Origin of the sequence: Plantibacter sp. VKM Ac-2885 (genome assembly GCF_015351205.1) — a bacterium.
GTDB classification, from domain to species: Bacteria; Actinomycetota; Actinomycetes; order Actinomycetales; family Microbacteriaceae; genus Plantibacter; species Plantibacter auratus.
In genome coordinates this window covers 279,512-296,382 of the sequence record NZ_JADKSK010000001.1, presented here as the reverse complement: position 1 = coordinate 296,382, position 16,871 = coordinate 279,512, and the positions used below count along the sequence as shown (strand labels likewise).

The following is a 16,871-nucleotide window of genomic DNA, read 5'->3' as shown; positions in this document are numbered from 1 at the left end:
GGTCACGGAGTATGACGCAGCCCGAATCCGCGTTCCTCTCCGTGACCTACGTGAGCACGTCCGCTGCACCGCTGACCCAGACCGCACTCGAAGCGATCCTCCGGCAGTCCCGCGACAACAACGGACGCTCGGGCCTCACCGGCATGCTCGCCGTGCGAGGCGACGACTTCTTCCAGGTGATCGAAGGGCCCCCTGCGGTCGTCCGCCATGTGCTGCAGCGGTTGCACGAGGACACCCGACACAGCGAGCTACGGGTCCTGGTCGAGGAGGAGATCGAGTACCGGCGGTTCCCCGACTGGACCATGCGCTGCGAGAACCTCGACGACTACCCGGTCGATTCGATCCCCGGCTACAGGGCGTCGCACGAGGACGAATCGGACGCACGGCGCCATCGCATCCTGGACCTCGTGCGATGGTTCCAACACCGCGCCACCCGCGCCCTGGCCGAGCGCGGTCGCTCGGCGACGTCGGCGTCCTAGCCGCCGGCGAAGGGCGGGAGGACGTCGACCCGGGCGCCGAGCGGACGGGCGTCGTCGCGACTGACGACGCCGTCGACGAGGAACGAGCCTGAAGCGAGCACCTTGGCCATCGCGTCGCCGTACCGTTCGAGCAGCACGGACTTCAGCTCGCCGACCGTCGCGACCGCCGGCAAGGACTCCTCGGGCACGCCGGCGGCCTCCTCGGCAGCGGCGAAGTAGCGCACGAGCACCTGCAGGGTCGTCGTCTCAGCCACCGATCGCTCCCATGCTCCGCTCGGGACGGACGAAGTCGGGCGACGCGATACGGTGCCCGGCCTGCTTGTGCCACATCGCCGCCCGCCAGCGGTCCGCGATCTCGACGTCCTCGACGCCCGAACGCAACATGCCCCGGAGGTCGGTCTCGTCGTCGCCGAAGAGGCAGGAGCGGATCGTCCCCTCGGCCGTGAGCCGGGTTCGGTCGCAGTCGTCGCAGAACGAGCGCGTGACCGAGGCGATGATGCCGACCGTCGCCGGGCCGCCGTCGACGAGCCACTCCTCGGCGGGAGCGGACGGATCTTCGCGATGTGGGGCAGTGAGCGTGAAACGGGAGCCGAGGACGTCGAGCAATTCGGCCGCGTCGACCATGTTCTCGCGCACCCACGCCTCGTCGGCGTCGAGCGGCATCTGCTCGATGAACCGGAGGCGGCAACCGTTCTCGATCGCCCAGGAGAGCAGGGCGACCGCGCCGTCGAGCGTGTCGCGCATGAGGACGGCGTTGATCTTGAGCGGCGTCAGCCCGGCGCGCTTGGCGGCCTCGATGCCGGCCAGGACGGCGGGGAGGCGGTCGCGACGCGTGAGCCGCGCGAAGTGGTCGCGGTCGACGGTGTCGAGGGAGATGTTGACGCGGGTGAGCCCGGCGGCCACGAGCTCGTCGACGCGCTTGTCGAGTCCGATGCCGTTCGTCGTCATGGAGATCGAGGCGTCCCCGGCGACAGCCGAGCTGCGGGCGATGATCTCCGCGAGGTCGGGGCGCATGAGCGGCTCTCCGCCCGTGAAGCGGATGTCGTGCACGCCGAGGTCGCGGACGGCGATCTCGACGAGGCGACCGATCTCGGTGGGCGTCAGCAGGTCGTCGCGGGCGATCGCGGGGAGACCCTGCTCGGGCATGCAGTACGTGCAGCGCAGCGAGCACTTCTCCGTGATCGACACCCGGAGGTCGCGGGCGACCCTGCCGAAGCGGTCGATGAGGCCGTCGACGTCGGGGCGCCCGGCAGCGTCCGGGATGTGCCTGAGCGGCGACCCGATGCGTGGGATTCCTAGCCCGACTGTGGTCATCCCCCCAGGGTACGGGGATGGACGGCCGACTTGCCCCTCTAGAGCCGCTTCGGGGAGGAACGCCCAGCGGGCGCGCGTAGCATGACGGACATGGAGCCCCGCCGCCGCACCCTGCTCGCCGGCGCGTCCGGCGTCGTCGCAGCCGTCGCCACCCTCGGGTCGGCCGAGGCCGTCGCAGCCTTCGTCGCCCCCGCGAGCTCGCCGCTGCTCGCCGTGGGTTCCCTCGTGATCGACCTCGTGCCCGGTTGGGTGAAGGACCTCGTCATCGCCCTGTTCGGCACCAACGACAAGCTCGTGCTGCTCATCGTGCTCGGCGTCCTGGTCGCGGCCCTCGCCGTCGGGATCGGGATCCTCGAGGAGCGTCGACCGGTGGTCGGCAGCATCGCGCTCGCGCTCGTCGGTGTCGTCGCGGTCGTCGCAGCGATCACCCGCGCGGACGCGGGCCTCGACTGGGCGTTCCCGAGCGTCGTCGGTACCGCGGTCGGCATCCTCGTCCTGCGACTGCTCGTGACCCGGCTCCGCACCTGGGACGACGCGACGGTCGCGGATGAAGCCCGGCCGGTCGTCGGCGCCTCGCGGGCCGAACTCCCCCGGCGCTCCTTCCTCGTCCTGCTCGGCGGCACCGCGGTCGGCGCACTCGTCGTCGGCGTCGGCGCGCGCGTCGCCTCGGCCGGAGCGGTCGCCGTGGAGACCATCCGGAAGGCGCTCAAGCTCCCGACGGCCGCCGTCGCCGCACCGCCGGTCCCCGCCGGAGCCGAACTCGGTATCGACGGACTCACCCCGGTCGTGTCGGCGAACGACTCCTTCTACCGGATCGACACCGCCCTCCAGGTGCCGAACATCGACCCCTCGACCTGGAGCCTCAAGATCACCGGCATGGTCGAGCAGGAGGTCGAGATCGGGTTCGAGGAACTCCTCGCCCTCCCGCTCCAGGAGTCGATCATCACGCTGACCTGCGTATCGAACCCCGTCGGCGGCGACCTCATCGGCAACGCGCTCTGGCTCGGGTACCCGATCCGCGAGTTGCTCGCCCGCGCAAAGCCCAAGGCCGGAGCCGACATGGTCCTGTCGCGGAGCATCGACGGGTTCACCGCCGGCACTCCGCTCGAGGTCCTGCAGGACGAGGACCGCGACAGCCTCCTCGCCGTCGGGATGAACGGGCAGCCGCTCCCGCTGCAGCACGGCTTCCCGGTGCGCATGGTCGTGCCGGGGCTCTACGGCTACGTCTCCGCCACGAAGTGGGTCGTCGAGCTGGAAGTGACCCGTTATGCGGACGCCCGGGCGTATTGGACCGATCGCGGCTGGTCGGAGCGCGGGCCCATCAAGACGGAGTCGCGCATCGACGTACCGCGCAACGGTGGACGTGTCGCTGCGGGGAACGTCGCGATCGCCGGCGTCGCCTGGGCGCAGCACACGGGCGTCAACCGGGTCCAGGTCCGGATCGACGACGGCGACTGGCTCGACACGACCCTCGCGACCGCGATCTCCGACGACACCTGGGTGCAGTGGGTCCTCCAGTGGGACGCCCCGGCCGGTGACCACACCATCGCCGTCCGTGCGACCGATGCCGCCGGGAAGACGCAGAGCGAGACCCCCGTCGACGTCGTCCCCGACGGCGCGGAGGGCTGGCACACCATCTCCGTCGGCGTCGACTGACCCGAGATCATCACGATTCCGAACCGGGACACCACCGTGTCACCGGCGCGGAGTATCGTCACTCGGGCACGCCCCTCACGCTCCCGTCCGGCTGCGCCGCCGACCGGAGCACTGGTCTCGCGCCAGGCCCGCTCCACCTCGTCACCCGTCCGCGCGATGCCCCGCGCCGGACACGAACCGTCTAAGGACCTCACGTGGCCCTCCTCGCCCTCGCCCTCCGACACGCCAAGCCGTACGCGGCCTGGGTCGTCGCGGTGTTCGTGCTGCAGCTCGTCTCGACGATCGCGGCCCTCTACCTCCCCAGCCTGAACGCCCAGATCATCGACCAGGGCGTCTCCCGGGGCGACACGGACTTCATCTGGTCCACCGGCATGACCATGCTGCTCGTCTGCCTCGTCCAGGTGGCCGCAGCCATCGGCGGGGTCTACTTCGGCGCCCGCACCGCCATGGCCATCGGCCGCGACCTGCGCCGGGAGTTCTACCGGAAGGTCGACTCGCTCGGCGCACTCGAGATCGGCGGCTTCGGCAGCGCGACGCTCATCACGCGCGGCACGAACGACGTCCAGCAGGTCCAGATGCTCGTCCTCATGACCCTCAACTTCATGGTGTCCGCGCCCATCATGTGTGTCGGCGGCATCATCATGGCGCTTCGCGAGGACGCGGGGCTGTCGTGGCTCGTGTGGGTCTCCGTGCCGGTGCTGTTCATCATCGTCGGGTTCCTGGTCTACCTCCTCATGCCGCTGTTCCGCCAGATGCAGGACCGCATCGACGGCATCAACAGCGTGCTGCGCGAGCAGATCATCGGCATCCGCGTCGTCCGGGCGTTCGTCCGCGAGCCGTTCGAGTCGGAGCGGTACGACCGCGCGAACGAGGCGCTCACCCGGGTGTCGATCAAGGTCGGCAACATCTTCGTCCTCATGTTCCCGGTCATCATGATGGTCCTGCACCTGGCGACGGCTGCCGTGCTCTGGTTCGGGGGCCAGCGGGTGGACGCCGGACAGATGCAGATCGGTTCACTCACCGCGTTCCTCCAGTACCTGCTCCAGATCCTCACCTCGGTGATGATGGGCGTCTTCATGGTCATGATGATCCCTCGCGCGGTCGTGTGCGCCGAGCGCATCCAGAGCGTCCTCGACACCGAGCCGAGCCTCACCGTGCCGACGAGCACCGACATCCGCGTGCCGTCGGTCGGACGGGTCGAGTTCACCGGCGTCACCTTCGGCTACCCCGGCGCGGAGCGGCCGGTCCTGTCGGACGTCACGTTCTCGGCGGAGCCCGGCAAGACCACCGCGATCGTCGGCTCGACCGGCTCCGGCAAGACGACGCTGCTCTCGCTCATCCCGCGCCTCTACGACCCGCAGCAGGGCCACGTCACCATCGACGGCGTCCCCGTCTCGCAGCTCACCCGGCAGCAGATCGCCGGGGTCGTCGGGATCGTGCCGCAGAAGCCGTACCTGTTCTCGGGCACGATCGCCTCGAACCTCCGGTTCGGACGTCCCGACGCCACCGACGACGAGCTGTGGGGCGCCCTCGACGTCGCGCAGGCTGAGGACTTCGTCCGCGCGAAGCCGAAGATGCTGAACGACGGCGTCGCCCAGGGTGGCACGAACGTGTCCGGCGGCCAGCGTCAGCGCCTGTGCATCGCCAGGGCCCTCGTCGCGAAGCCCCGGGTCTACCTCTTCGACGACTCGTTCTCGGCCCTCGACGTCGCCACCGACGCCCGACTCCGGGCAGCCCTCGGCGACAGCACCGCCGACGCGACCGTCATCATCGTCGCGCAGCGCATCGCGACGATCCGCGAGGCCGACCACATCATCGTCATGAACGACGGCGGCATCGTCGGCCGCGGGACCCACGACGAACTCCTCGAATCCAACGAGACGTATCGCGAGATCGTCCAATCGCAGCTCGCTGTGGAAGGGGTGGCGTGATCATGGCCCGTTCACCACGTGACAAGCGCTCCTCCGGCGCCTCGAAGGACACCACCCAGGCTCCCGAGTTGAACGCGGTCGAGGAGGAGGCGCTCGCACCGGAGTTCACCCCGGGTGAGTCCGACGGCGACATGTTCGGCGGCACCCCGTCGAAGAAGGCCGAGCAGTTCTGGCCGTCCGCGAAGCGACTCGTCGGTCTCCTCGCCCCCGAGAAGGTCAAGATGAGCATCGTCGTCGGGCTCGTCGTGCTCTCGGTCGTGCTCACGGTCATCGCCCCGAAGATCCTCGGTCTCGCGATGGACGCGATCTTCAACGGCGTGATGGGCTCACAGCTGCCGGCTGGCGCGACGCTCGACCAGGTCGTCGACCAGGCACGCGCATCCGGCAACGACCAGTACGCCGACATGCTCGAGAAGTCGGACATCACCCCGGGTCAGGGCATCGACTTCACCCTGCTGGGCCGCCTGATCATCATCGTGCTCGGCATGTACATCGTCGCGTCGATCCTCAACTGGGCGCAGGGGTACATCCTCAACGGGCTCGTCATGCGCGTGGTCTACACGCTCCGCCGCGACATCGAGCGCAAGCTCAACCGCCTTCCGCTGAGCTACTTCGACACCCGTCAGCGCGGCGACCTCATGTCGCGCGTCACGAACGACGTCGACAACATCCAGACCGCCCTGCAACAGGCGTTCTCGCAACTCGTGCAGTCTGCGCTCACGGTGCTCGGCATCACGGCGATGATGTTCATCGTGTCGTGGCAGCTCGCACTCATCGCGCTGATCGCGTTGCCATTGTCCGCACTGATCGCCGGGGTCATCGGCTCACGGTCGCAGAAACTCTTCACCGCGCAGTGGAAGAACACCGGCTCGCTCAACGGGCACATCGAGGAGTCGTTCTCGGGCCTCGAGCTCGTGCGGGTCTTCGGTCGCGACAAGGAGATGCTCGCCGAATTCGACGAGCGCAACGAGAAGCTCTACACGGCGGCGTTCGGCGCGCAGTTCGTGTCCGGCATGATCATGCCGGCGATGACCTTCGTCTCCTATCTGTCCTACGTGCTCATCGCCGTCGTGGGCGGCCTCCGGGTCGCCTCCGGCCAGATGACCCTCGGCGACGCGACCGCGTTCATCCAGTACTCGCGTGAGTTCTCGCAGCCGCTCAGCCAGATCGCCGGCATGGCGAACCAGCTGCAGTCGGGCGTCGCGTCCGCCGAGCGCACCTTCGAGCTGCTCGACGCCGAGGAACAGGACGCGGAGACCGCGGACGCACACTTGCCCGAGCACACCGACGGCCACGTCGAGTTCGACGGCGTCTCCTTCAGCTACGACCCCGAGAAGCCGCTCATCGAGGACCTCTCCTTCTCCGCGCAGCCGGGTCAGACCGTCGCGATCGTCGGCCCGACCGGGGCCGGGAAGACGACCCTCGTGAACCTCGTCATGCGGTTCTACGAGCTCACCGGAGGTCGCATCCTGCTCGACGGCGTCGACATCACCGCCCTGACCCGCGCCGAGCTGCGGTCGCAGGTCGGGATGGTGCTGCAGGACGCCTGGCTGTTCGAGGGGACGATCCGCGAGAACATCCGGTACGGCCGACTCGGCGCGAGCGACGCGGAGGTCGTCGAGGCCGCCGAGGCGACGATGGTCGACCGCTTCGTGCGGCAGCTGCCCGACGGGTACGACACCGTCCTCGACGCGGACGGCGGCAGTGTCTCGGCCGGCGAACGCCAGCTCATCACGATCGCCCGTGCGTTCATCGCGAAGCCGAAGCTGCTCATCCTCGACGAGGCGACGTCCTCCGTCGACACGCGGACCGAGCTGCTGGTGCAGCACGCGATGGCGGCGCTGCGGTCCGACCGCACCTCGTTCGTCATCGCCCACCGCTTGTCGACCATCCGCGATGCGGACACGATCCTCGTGATGGAGAACGGACGGATCGTCGAACAGGGCTCGCACGCGCAGCTCCTCGAGGTCGACGGCGCGTACGCCGAGCTCTACCGCACGCAGTTCCGCGGTGGCGAGGAGCAGTCGGCGATCGACGAGGCAGCCGTCGCCAGCGGGTCCGACACGGCGCACGCACCACGCAGCTGATCCGACACCGACGCCACGACGGGCGGGCACTCGATTCCCGAGCGCCCGCCCGTCGGTTCAACTGAGAGTGGTCGACCGCCAGGTGCCCTGATCGTTCACCCACAGTCGCCCGTTCCCCACGAGGATGTCGCCGGAGCGACCGCCGTACGGCCGCGCGAGCCCCATGTGGCGCGTGGAGAGGTAGCTCGTGTTCGGCTGCGCGTTCGCGTGCGCCGTGTTGCTCGTCTCCCAACGGTTGCCCTGCACCACCGAATGCCCGGTCGTGCCGAAGGTGTCGAGGCCGTACTCGCATTCGCGTCCCGTGTTGCCGATGATCGTCGCGCCACCGGTGCAGTTGCTCACGGCGACCGCCACCCGGATGCGGTCGATGCGGTTCCCCATGACCACGATCGAACCGGCACCCTGATGGAGCACCCCGAACCCGTTGGAGGTCGCGGCCCCGGTGATGGAGTTGTCGGAGACCACCGCATCCTCGGCGAGGTACGACACGACACCGCCCACCGAGCCCGATGCGAGCGTGACGGCGACGCGGTTGCCTGAGACGACGGGTTGTCTCGTCCGATCGAGCGCGATCCCGATCGGGCAGGTGCCGCCGGCGATGCGGACCACGTTGTCGGTGATGAGCGCGTCGACGGCACCGATGACGGTGGTCGAACCGCGGGGCGGTGTCGCCGCCTGGGCCATGATGCCCGCTGCCGCGACGCCGCGGATCTCGATGACGTTCCCGGAGACCACGGTTCCCTGCGCGTCGCGGTAGATCATCACCGGGCAGCGCTTCGGCCCCCAGGCGGACCCCTGGTCGTCGTCGGTCGTGCGTGTCCAGCGCACCGTGTTCGCGACCAGGGCGACGGATCGGGTGTCGATGACGGCGAGTCCCCACCAGGTCGCGTCGGACACGGTGTTGCCGGTCACGACGGTGTGGGCCATGCCCTCGACGGCGATGGACCGGCGGAACGGCCCGGTGACGACATTGCCCTCGATCGTGACCATCGAGTCGGCCCAGGACCCGGGGTCGACCGCGTAGTCGGGCAGGTTCTCGGCATGGATGCCGACCCGTGCGTCGGTGCCGGGGGCGGCCGAGACGATGTTGCCCACGATCGCCGATCGCGCACCCCAGACGGTGATGCCGTCGCCGCGATCCTCGCCCGCAGACGAGGCGGATCCCCGCCCTCCGCCCGAGCCGACGATGTTCAGGACATGGCACGCGGAGATGACGACGCCCTCGAACTCGCCCGCCGGTTGCACGGCGATGCCGTTCTGGAACCCGTCGACGGTGACGCCGTCGATCAGGACGTCGCTCGCCCAGATGCTGATCCCGGTGTTGCGCTCACCCGTGCTCGACGCCGGCGGGCCCGCGTAGCTGACCCGGACACCGGTCACCGAGCTGCCCGACACGATGAGCTTCAGCGCCGGGGCCGCCTCGACACCTCCGACGAACCGCAGCTCGCCGCGCCCGCGGAGATGGACGCGACGGTCGATCCGGATCGTCGCGTCCACGGCGATGACGTCGCCGCCGCGGACGATCACGGTGCTGCCGGCCGGGACAGCCGCGAACCAGGCGAGGACCGCGGTGGTGCTGACGGAGGCGCCGGTCGGGTCGATCCCGGGACCTTCGAGCACGAGTTCGACGGGCGGGGCGGCCTGGGCGTCCGCACTCCCGGTCGGCGCCGACGGCGCGGGGTCGGGGTCGGGTGGTGACGACGGGACTTCGGGGTCGGGATCGGGCTCGACGGCCGTCGGTTCGGGATCCGGGGTGGGGTCGGCTCCCGCTCCGGTCCTCCGCCACCGAGCCGTTCCGTCGCGTCGTGATGTCTTGTCCACAATCCATACAGTACAGAAGCATGAGGTACAAAAGCATCTTAGGATGAGAGTCCGGGGCGTTCACCGCCGCCCGACCACTCAGGAGCACCATGCCGTCACCCGCGAAACGCGCGACCGGACCGGGCCGCCGACCGGCACCTCGCGTCGACCACACCGCCTTCGCCGGTGCCCGCGCCATCGCCGCCTGGTGGGTGGTGTGCTCGCACTCCGCGGACTGGCTGTTCTCCGTGCTGCCCGAGCTCTCGTGGCTCGCGCCGATGGCCCACACCGGACTCGCCGTGGACGTCTTCTTCGTCCTGAGCGGGTACACGATCGCCCGGGCCTACCTGGATCGACGCTGGACCTGGCCCGCCTACGGTCGCTTCCTCCGGAACCGCGTGGCGCGCCTCTACCCGGCACACGTGGCCGTGCTCCTCGCCTTCGCACTGCTCTGCGTCGGCGGGGCGATGGTCGGTGTCCCAACGGACGACGGGGCGTTCCCGCCCATCGGCCTCCTCGCCGAACTCACGCTCACCCGCGCGTGGTTCGGCGACGCACTGTGGTGGAACCCACCCGCCTGGTCGCTGTCGGCCCAGTTCCTCGCGTTCATCCTGTTCCCGGCGATCGCCCTCGCCTTCCGCGGCCGGATGCGCGGCCCGGCCCCGGTGGCCGCCCTCGCGGTCGGTCTCGTCTGCGCGACGACGATCGCCGCCGCTGTCGCCCCGTCGGCCATGAACGGCATGGCGCCCCCGGCGCTCCGGGTGCTGTGCTGTTTCGCGCTCGGCATCTGTGTGGCGGAGTGGACGGCGGCCCTCCCGGCCACCCGACGAGCGGCGTGGGTCGCTGCGGGAGGCGCCGCCGGCCTGGTGGTCGCGGCGATCGCACTCGAACCCGGAGCACCACGAGCCTGGGCCGCGATCACCTTCGCGGCGATCATCGTCGGAGGCCTGGCGGTCGCGAGCCCACGCTCCACCGCGGGGCTGCGCAGCCGCCCCGCGCGCTTCCTGGGGCAGCTCTCGTTCTCCACGTACCTCGTGCACGTCTTCGTGCTCATCCTGCTGGCGAAGGCGATCACGCCGAGCGCCGTCGACGGCATGCCGCTCCTCCTCCGTGCTCCGATCATCCTGGCCTGGTTCGGCTCGATCCTCGCCGCGTCGTGGCTGCTCCACACGCTCGTGGAGGTGCCGTGGCATCGGAGACTCGCAGCACCGCGCACCAGCCGGGCCGTCCCTGCCGACGGATCGGCCACCGGCGCTTAGGCGTTCGTGCCCGACAGCGGACCCCGCGCCGACCGAACGCCCTGCGCGATGCGCTCGGGGAGCCGCAACGCGGCGCTGACGAAGGCGAGTACGGCCACGGCGAGCGACACCCAGAGCACGGACCAGGCTGCATCGGTCGGCGGGCCCAGCAGCAGCGACGCCGCCGCGTCCCCGACGCCGCCGGGGATCGCGACCGACACCGCGAGCACGAGGGCGAGCCGAGCCGCTCCGAGCAGGATGAGTGTCAGGCCCGCCGCGAGCAGGACGCCGATCGCGGCTCCGGCGACGGTCCGGCTCGGGTTGCGGCGCCCCAGCCAGAGCAGGATCACCCCGAGTGCGAGGAGCCCGATCGCGAGCCAGGGCGACCAACCCGCCGCCGTCTCGATCACCTGGATTCCACTGAGTACCGGCGCGACCTGCGCCGCCGGGACGACGTCGACCACGCGGTCGACGTCCGGGATGGCGGCCGCGAAGCCGAACCCCGCGTCGACCAGCCACGTGCGGGTCGCGGAGACGATCGGACCCAACTGCACGCCCAGGCCCTGCTCGGCCGAGACGTCGATGACCGCTCCCTGGGAACCGGAGACGCCCGCGACGAGCTGCTCATGCGTGACGCGGAGGGCTTCGGCCCAGGCGGTGGCGAACGCGGGCGAGGCCGCGAACTCGGCGACGTTCCGACGCAGGACCTCTCGCAGCGCATCCGCGGTGTCGCCACCGATCGCGCCGAGCACCTCCGAGATCGCCGGCGGGAGCGAGAGGGTCGCCGCGAGGTCGGCCGGTACTGCAGCCGCCGCATCGAGGTCGACCTGACTCTCCAGCGCGGCGAGCGCCTGGTCCCCCACGAAGGCCTGGACGGCGGGGTCCGTGGCCAGCGGGGCGAGGGTGTCGACGAACGCGTCGGTGTCGCGGAGCATCGTGTCCGCCCAGGTGCTGACGAGCGCGACCGGGATCAACAGGGCGCCGATCACGATCGCGACCGTGCCGAAGAAGCCCCATGCGCCCGCTCCACGTCGGACCGGCTGCTCGACGGCCTCCGCCCGGAGCGCGTCGAAGGTGACGAAGTCGTTGCGGGCGTCGGACGACGGGTGATCGGTCACGCGCCCGAGTCTACGAGTCGGCGCCGTCCGGGCGTCTGGATCCGCGAGACCGCGCGATCGCCTCGACCGCCGCCGCCGTGGACACGGTCACCCGTTCCGGCAGCGCGTCGAGCGGGAACCACCGGAGACCGCCGTGCTTCTCCGGCTCTCGGAGTTCAGGCTCGCCGACGGTGTCCTCCGCGAGGTACACCGGCGAGATCCAGTGCTGGTGCAGCGCCTGCTCGAAATGGTCGACGACGCACAACAGCTCGATCGATCCGAGCTCGAGCCCGGTCTCCTCCAGTGCCTCGCGACGGACGGCTTCCTCGAGGCGTTCCATCCAGTCGACCTTCCCGCCGGGGATGCCCCAGGATCCGGCCTCGGGCTCGCGGAGGCGCTCGAGTAGGAGGATCCGACCCTCGCGGACGATCGCGACGCCGCACCCGGACCGCGGGTGGGACACAGGCTCTTCAGCGGGTGGAAGCGTGGTGGACGACACGTGCTCACGCTACTCGACGCCGCATCGGCTCGGCCGTGAACGATCACGGTACGCTTGCCTCCGGCACCACGACGATTCGATGATGAAAGCGCAGACCATGCCCTACGAAGCAGCCGAAACCCGTTACGACGACATGACCTACCGCCGCGTCGGCCGCAGCGGACTGCGCCTCCCCGCGCTGTCCCTCGGTCTCTGGCACAACTTCGGCGAAGGCCGCAGCATCGAGGTCCAGCGGGCCATCGTGCGCCGCGCCTTCGATCTCGGGATCACCCACTTCGACCTCGCCAACAACTACGGCCCGCCCGCGGGTTCCGCCGAGACCGCCTTCGGCCGCATCTTCGCCGAGGACCTCGCCGCCCACCGTGACGAGATCATCATCACCTCGAAGGCCGGCTATTACATGTGGCAGGGGCCCTACGGCGAGTGGGGCTCACGCAAGACCATGCTGTCCTCGCTCGACCAGAGCCTCGCGCGCATCGGCGTCGAGTACGTCGACGTCTTCTACTCGCACCGCCCCGACCCGGAGACCCCGATCGAGGAGACGATGGGTGCGCTCGCGACGGCGGTCAAGCAGGGCAAGGCGCTGTACGCGGGCATCTCGAACTACTCCCCAGAGCAGACCATCGCCGCGGCGGCCGCGCTTCGTGAGCACGGCGTCCCGCTGCTCGTCCACCAGCCGCGCTACTCGATGTTCTCCCGCGAGGTCGAGGACGGCCTGCTCGACACCCTCGACGACCTCGGTCTCGGTGCCGTCGTGTTCAGCCCCCTCGCGCAGGGAATGCTGACCGACCGCTACCTCGGCGGAACGGTCCCGTCGGACTCGCGTGCGGCGACGAGCCACTTCCTCAACGAGGACTCGATCACGGGCACCTACCTCGAGCGAGCCCGCGGCCTCCAGTCCATTGCGGAGGAACGCGGCCAGACACTCGCGCAGCTGGCGCTCTCGTGGGTGCTGCGTCGCGACACGGTCACGTCGGCGATCATCGGTGCCAGCTCGGTCGAGCAGCTCGAGGGCAACTACGCAGCGATCCACCGCCTGGACTTCGACGACGCCGAACTCGCGCGCATCGACGAATTCGCCGTCCACGGCACCCTCCGCTAGCCCACCCTCGTCTCCGCACGCATACCTAACTCAGGACAGCTCGGGCGCGTCGCCCCCGCACCCACCCGACCCGCCGGAGTTCTCCTGAGACAGGTTCACAACTCAGGAGGATGTCGGCGCGGCATGCAGAACGCCCCGGCGTGTCGGGATGACATGCCGGGGCGTTCCTGCGTTGCGAACCGAGCGGGGTCGGGTCAGATGAGGTCGTCCGAGAGGTGGTTCGGCGTGCCGAAGCGGTGCGCCGTGATCGAGACCGCCTGCTCCTGGAGGAACGGCAGCAGCTCGATGCGGCCGGCCTCGGTGACGTCGCCCGCGTAGATCGCGACGTCGGGGCTGCCGGAGGTCGCGTGGGCGACACCCTCGGTCGTCCCACCGATGATCCGGACGCGCGCGCCGGCCTTCGTCCCGACGAGTGAGGCGGCGGTCACGTACCAGCGGTCCTCGCTCTCGACGGTGATCCCACCGGCGATGGCCTCGACGGCCGGGACGAGCTTCGGCGGCAACGCGACGGCGGACGACACGTGCACGGTCGCGCCTGCGGTCGCACCGGCGGCGACGACACGGAGGAGTTCAGCGACCGAACCGCCGTCCACGAGACGCACGTGGACCTCACGCGGCACGTACCGGAACACGTTGCGCTCGGCGGTCAGCTTCGAGACGTCCTTCGCGACCCCGAACTCGTCCGCCCACACAGCTGCGTCGCTCGCGACCGACCGGCGCAGGAACGCGAACTCGTCGGCGGTGAGCACCGCGTCAGCGGCACGCAGCAACGAGGCGACAGCGGGCTTCGGGCCACGGCGCTCCGCCGACCGGCCGACGGTGCGCTCAGCCGTACTCTCGGCGCTCGACCACGAGCCGAGGCCGATGAGGTAGTTCGGGCCACCGGCCTTCGTGCCCGCGCCGACGGCGGACTTCTTCCAACCGCCGAACGGCTGACGCTGCACGATCGCGCCGGTGATGCCGCGGTTCACGTACAGGTTGCCGGCCTGGATGCCGTCGAGCCAGAGACGCAGCTCGGCCGGGTTCAGGGAGTGCAACCCGGCGGTGAGTCCGTAGTCGATCTCGTTCTGGATGGCGATGGCCTCCTCCAGGGTCTCGGCCGTCATGATCCCGAGGATGGGACCGAAGTACTCGGTGAGGTGGTACTCGGAGCCGCGGGCGACGCCGGCACGCACGCCGGGGCTCCACAGCTTGCCGCTGTCGTCGAGCTGCTTCGGCTCGACCAGCCACGACTCACCGGAGCCGAGCGTCGTCAGGCCGCCGAGCAGCTTGCCCTTCGCCGGTTCGATGATCGGACCCATCTGCGTGGTCGGGTCGACCGGGTAGCCGACCTTGAGCGACGTGACGGCGTCGACGAGCTGGTGACGGAAGCGGCGCGAGGAGGCGACCGACCCGACGAGGATCACGAGCGACGCGGCCGAGCACTTCTGGCCGGCGTGACCGAAGGCCGACGCGACGACGTCCTTCACCGCGAGGTCGAGGTCGGCGCTCGGGGTGACGATGATCGCGTTCTTGCCGGACGTCTCGGCGAGGAGCGGCAGCTCGGGACGGAAGGAGCGGAACAGCTCCGCCGTCTCGTAGCCACCGGTGAGGATGACGCGCTCCACCGCCGGGTGGGCGATCAGGCGCTCTCCGAGCGAGTTGTCGGCCAGCTGCGCGAAGCGGAGCACCTCGCGCGGCACACCGGCCTCCCACAGCGCCTCGATCATGACCGCGCCGCTGCGGCGAGCCTGACGGGCGGGCTTAATGATGACGGGCGACCCGGCGGCGAGCGCCGCGAGGGTCGAGCCGGCGGGGATGGCGACGGGGAAGTTCCACGGCGGGGTGACGACGGTGAGCTTCGCGGGGGTGAACGTCGCGCCGTCCACGTGGTCGAGCTCGCGGGCGCGCTCGGCGTAGTAGTGGGCGAAGTCGATCGCCTCGGACACCTCGGGGTCGGACTGGTCGAGGGTCTTCCCGGTCTCTGACGCCATGACCTCCATGAGGTCGGCACGACGCTGCTCGAGGACGTCGCCGCCGCGGTGCAGGATGACCGCACGCTCGGCGCCGGAGAGCGAGCCCCACGAGGCGCCCGCTGCGGTCGCTCCGTCGATGACGGCGTCGAGGGCTTCGACGCTGTCGAGGATGGACGCGGCGACGGTGTCGTTCCCGAGCGTGGAGTCAGCCACGCGCGTCAGGATGTCGCGACCCCACACGCGGTTCGCGGGGAGCGACGGGTCGGTGTCGGGGGTGTTCTCGAACGTGTCGACCGGGGAGGCCTCGGCGGGCTTCGTGCGGTCCTGCTGCCGGTTCGGCGCGGGGACGGTGGTGTCCAGCTCCGCGAGCGACGCGAGGAACCGCTGCTCCTCACGGGCGAAGAGGGTCTCGTTCTCGCTCAGCTCGAACACGGCCGACATGAAGTTGTCCTGGCTCGCGCCCTCCTCCAGGCGGCGGATGAGGTACGCGATGGCGACGTCGAACTCCTGCGGGTGTACGACCGGCGTGTAGAGCAGGAGCTCGCCGACGTCGCGCTTCACAGCCTCGGCCTGGCCCTGCGCCATACCGAGCAGCATCTCGAACTCGACGCCGCGCTCGACCCCCCGCTGCTTGGCGAGCAGCCAGGCGAAGGCGATGTCGAAGAGGTTGTGGCCGGCGACACCGATGCGCACGTTGTCGATGCGGTCGGGGTGCAGGGCGTATTCGACGACGCGCTTGTAGTTGGTGTCGGAGTCCTGCTTGGTCGACCAGGTGGCGAGCGGCCAGTCGTGGAGCGACGACTCGACCTGTTCCATGGGGAGGTTGGCGCCCTTGACGATGCGCACCTTGATGCCGGCACCGCCCGCGGCACGACGCCCGGCCGACCACTCCTGGAGACGGATCATCGCGGAGAGGGCGTCGGGCAGGTAGGCCTGCAGGACGATGCCGGCCTCGAGATCGCGGAACTGCGGGAGGTCGAGGAGCTTGGTGAAGACCGCGATGGTGAGGTCGAGGTCCTTGTACTCCTCCATGTCGAGGTTGATGAACTTCGCAGGCGTGGCTTTGGCGGCACGCTCGAACAGCGGGGTGAGGCTCGTGACGACGTGCTCGACGGCTTCGTCGAACGCCCAGACCGAGTGGGGGCTGACGGTCGACGACACCTTGATCGACACGTAGTCGACGTCGGGGCGCGCGAGCAGCTTGTGGGTGCCCTCGAGACGACGTGCCGCCTCACCTGTACCGAGGACGGCCTCGCCGAGCAGGTTGACGTTGAGCCGGGTGCCGGGCGTCTTGATCTTCGCGATCGCGGGGCCGAGCTTCTTGTCGGTGGCGTCGACGACGAGGTGGCCGACCATGTTGCGGAGCACCTTGCGGGAGATCGGGATGACGACGCCGGGCAGGATCGGAGCGAACGCACCGCCGCAGCGGACGGCGGCCTTCAGGTACCAGGGGAGGAACGCGGGCACCTTCGGGGCGATCGTCTGCAGGGTGCGGGCCGCGACGCGGAGGTCCTCCGGACGCACGACGCCGTCGACGAAGCCGACCGTGAACTCGAGGCCGGTCGGGTCCTTCAACACACCGGCGAGCTGCTGCGCGGAGGCGTCGGCGGGGATCGTCGAGGCCGTCTGGAGCCAGCGGCGGACGAGGGCGATGGCCTCGGTGGCGAGGGCGTCGCGGTCGAGCTGCTGCGTCGATGCAAGAGTGTCGGTCAT

General features: G+C 70.1%; 12 protein-coding genes. 6 read left to right on the top strand and 6 right to left on the bottom strand.

Annotation, left to right across the window (positions count from 1 at the left end; all coding sequences use genetic code 11):
- Positions 1–11 precede the first annotated feature (11 nt).
- Positions 12–479 carry a BLUF domain-containing protein gene (locus ITJ66_RS01430; protein WP_194642995.1) on the top strand — a complete coding sequence of 156 codons (468 nt, stop codon included), beginning with the start codon at positions 12–14 and terminating at the stop codon, positions 477–479.
- On the opposite strand, the gene ITJ66_RS01425 is transcribed toward ITJ66_RS01430, so the two are convergent.
- Both ITJ66_RS01425 and moaA read right to left on the bottom strand, forming a co-directional pair.
- Entirely contained in the window at positions 476–733 is a 258-nt protein-coding gene (locus ITJ66_RS01425) for a MoaD/ThiS family protein (protein WP_064293945.1), read from the bottom strand. The two genes, ITJ66_RS01430 and ITJ66_RS01425, sit on opposite strands and share 4 nt — an antisense overlap.
- Positions 726–1,793, bottom strand: a complete 1,068-nt coding sequence (gene moaA, locus ITJ66_RS01420) for a GTP 3',8-cyclase MoaA (protein WP_064293946.1) — start codon at positions 1,791–1,793, stop codon at positions 726–728. The genes ITJ66_RS01425 and moaA overlap by 8 nt, the downstream gene beginning before the upstream one ends.
- 90 nt (positions 1,794–1,883) lie before the next feature.
- On the opposite strand from moaA, the gene ITJ66_RS01415 reads away from it, so the two are divergent.
- From ITJ66_RS01415 to ITJ66_RS01405, 3 genes are all read left to right on the top strand, one after another.
- A complete protein-coding gene (locus tag ITJ66_RS01415; RefSeq protein ID WP_194642993.1) occupies positions 1,884–3,449 on the top strand; it encodes a molybdopterin-dependent oxidoreductase in 1,566 nt (521 codons plus the stop codon).
- 194 nt (positions 3,450–3,643) lie between these two features.
- Positions 3,644–5,380 carry an ABC transporter ATP-binding protein gene (locus ITJ66_RS01410; RefSeq protein ID WP_194642991.1) on the top strand — a complete coding sequence of 579 codons (1,737 nt, stop codon included), beginning with the start codon at positions 3,644–3,646 and terminating at the stop codon, positions 5,378–5,380.
- Positions 5,381–5,382: 2 nt separating this feature from the next.
- Positions 5,383–7,467 (top strand): ABC transporter ATP-binding protein, encoded by a 2,085-nt coding sequence (locus ITJ66_RS01405; protein ID WP_370582530.1) that lies wholly within the window; start codon positions 5,383–5,385, stop codon positions 7,465–7,467.
- A 57-nt stretch (positions 7,468–7,524) separates the two neighbouring features.
- On the opposite strand, the gene ITJ66_RS20070 is transcribed toward ITJ66_RS01405, so the two are convergent.
- The gene (locus ITJ66_RS20070; protein WP_161578581.1) at positions 7,525–9,288 is read right to left on the bottom strand and encodes a right-handed parallel beta-helix repeat-containing protein; all 1,764 of its coding nucleotides are present in this window, start codon (positions 9,286–9,288) and stop codon (positions 7,525–7,527) included.
- 89 nt (positions 9,289–9,377) lie between these two features.
- Here ITJ66_RS20070 and ITJ66_RS01395 point away from each other — a divergent pair, with 89 nt between their 5' ends.
- Positions 9,378–10,526, top strand: coding sequence for an acyltransferase (locus ITJ66_RS01395; protein ID WP_194642989.1), 1,149 nt, complete (start codon positions 9,378–9,380; stop codon positions 10,524–10,526).
- On the opposite strand, the gene ITJ66_RS01390 is transcribed toward ITJ66_RS01395, so the two are convergent.
- Both ITJ66_RS01390 and ITJ66_RS01385 read right to left on the bottom strand, forming a co-directional pair.
- Positions 10,523–11,623: a hypothetical protein gene (locus ITJ66_RS01390; protein ID WP_194642987.1), complete on the bottom strand. Its 1,101-nt coding sequence runs from the start codon at positions 11,621–11,623 to the stop codon at positions 10,523–10,525. The genes ITJ66_RS01395 and ITJ66_RS01390 overlap by 4 nt on opposite strands.
- 10 nt (positions 11,624–11,633) lie before the next feature.
- Positions 11,634–12,101, bottom strand: coding sequence for an NUDIX domain-containing protein (locus tag ITJ66_RS01385; protein WP_370582529.1), 468 nt, complete (start codon positions 12,099–12,101; stop codon positions 11,634–11,636).
- A gap of 97 nt (positions 12,102–12,198) precedes the next feature.
- Here ITJ66_RS01385 and ITJ66_RS01380 point away from each other — a divergent pair, with 97 nt between their 5' ends.
- Positions 12,199–13,203, top strand: a complete 1,005-nt coding sequence (locus tag ITJ66_RS01380) for an aldo/keto reductase (protein WP_194644736.1) — start codon at positions 12,199–12,201, stop codon at positions 13,201–13,203.
- 194 nt (positions 13,204–13,397) lie between these two features.
- Here ITJ66_RS01380 and ITJ66_RS01375 read toward each other — a convergent pair whose 3' ends face one another.
- On the bottom strand, positions 13,398–16,871 hold the full coding sequence (locus ITJ66_RS01375; protein ID WP_194642985.1) for a bifunctional proline dehydrogenase/L-glutamate gamma-semialdehyde dehydrogenase: 3,474 nt from the start codon (positions 16,869–16,871) through the stop codon (positions 13,398–13,400).

Excerpts from the sequence above, each read along its gene's own strand:
- ITJ66_RS01380 (WP_194644736.1), top strand. The coding sequence starts at position 12,199 with ATGCCCTACGAAGCAGCCGAAACCCGTTACGACGACATGACCTACCGC.
- moaA (WP_064293946.1), bottom strand. The coding sequence starts at position 1,793 with ATGACCACAGTCGGGCTAGGAATCCCACGCATCGGGTCGCCGCTCAGG.
- ITJ66_RS01375 (WP_194642985.1), bottom strand. The coding sequence starts at position 16,871 with ATGACCGACACTCTTGCATCGACGCAGCAGCTCGACCGCGACGCCCTC.
- ITJ66_RS01415 (WP_194642993.1), top strand. The coding sequence starts at position 1,884 with ATGGAGCCCCGCCGCCGCACCCTGCTCGCCGGCGCGTCCGGCGTCGTC.
- ITJ66_RS01405 (WP_370582530.1), top strand. The coding sequence starts at position 5,383 with ATGGCCCGTTCACCACGTGACAAGCGCTCCTCCGGCGCCTCGAAGGAC.
- ITJ66_RS01430 (WP_194642995.1), top strand. The coding sequence starts at position 12 with ATGACGCAGCCCGAATCCGCGTTCCTCTCCGTGACCTACGTGAGCACG.
- ITJ66_RS01395 (WP_194642989.1), top strand. The coding sequence starts at position 9,378 with ATGCCGTCACCCGCGAAACGCGCGACCGGACCGGGCCGCCGACCGGCA.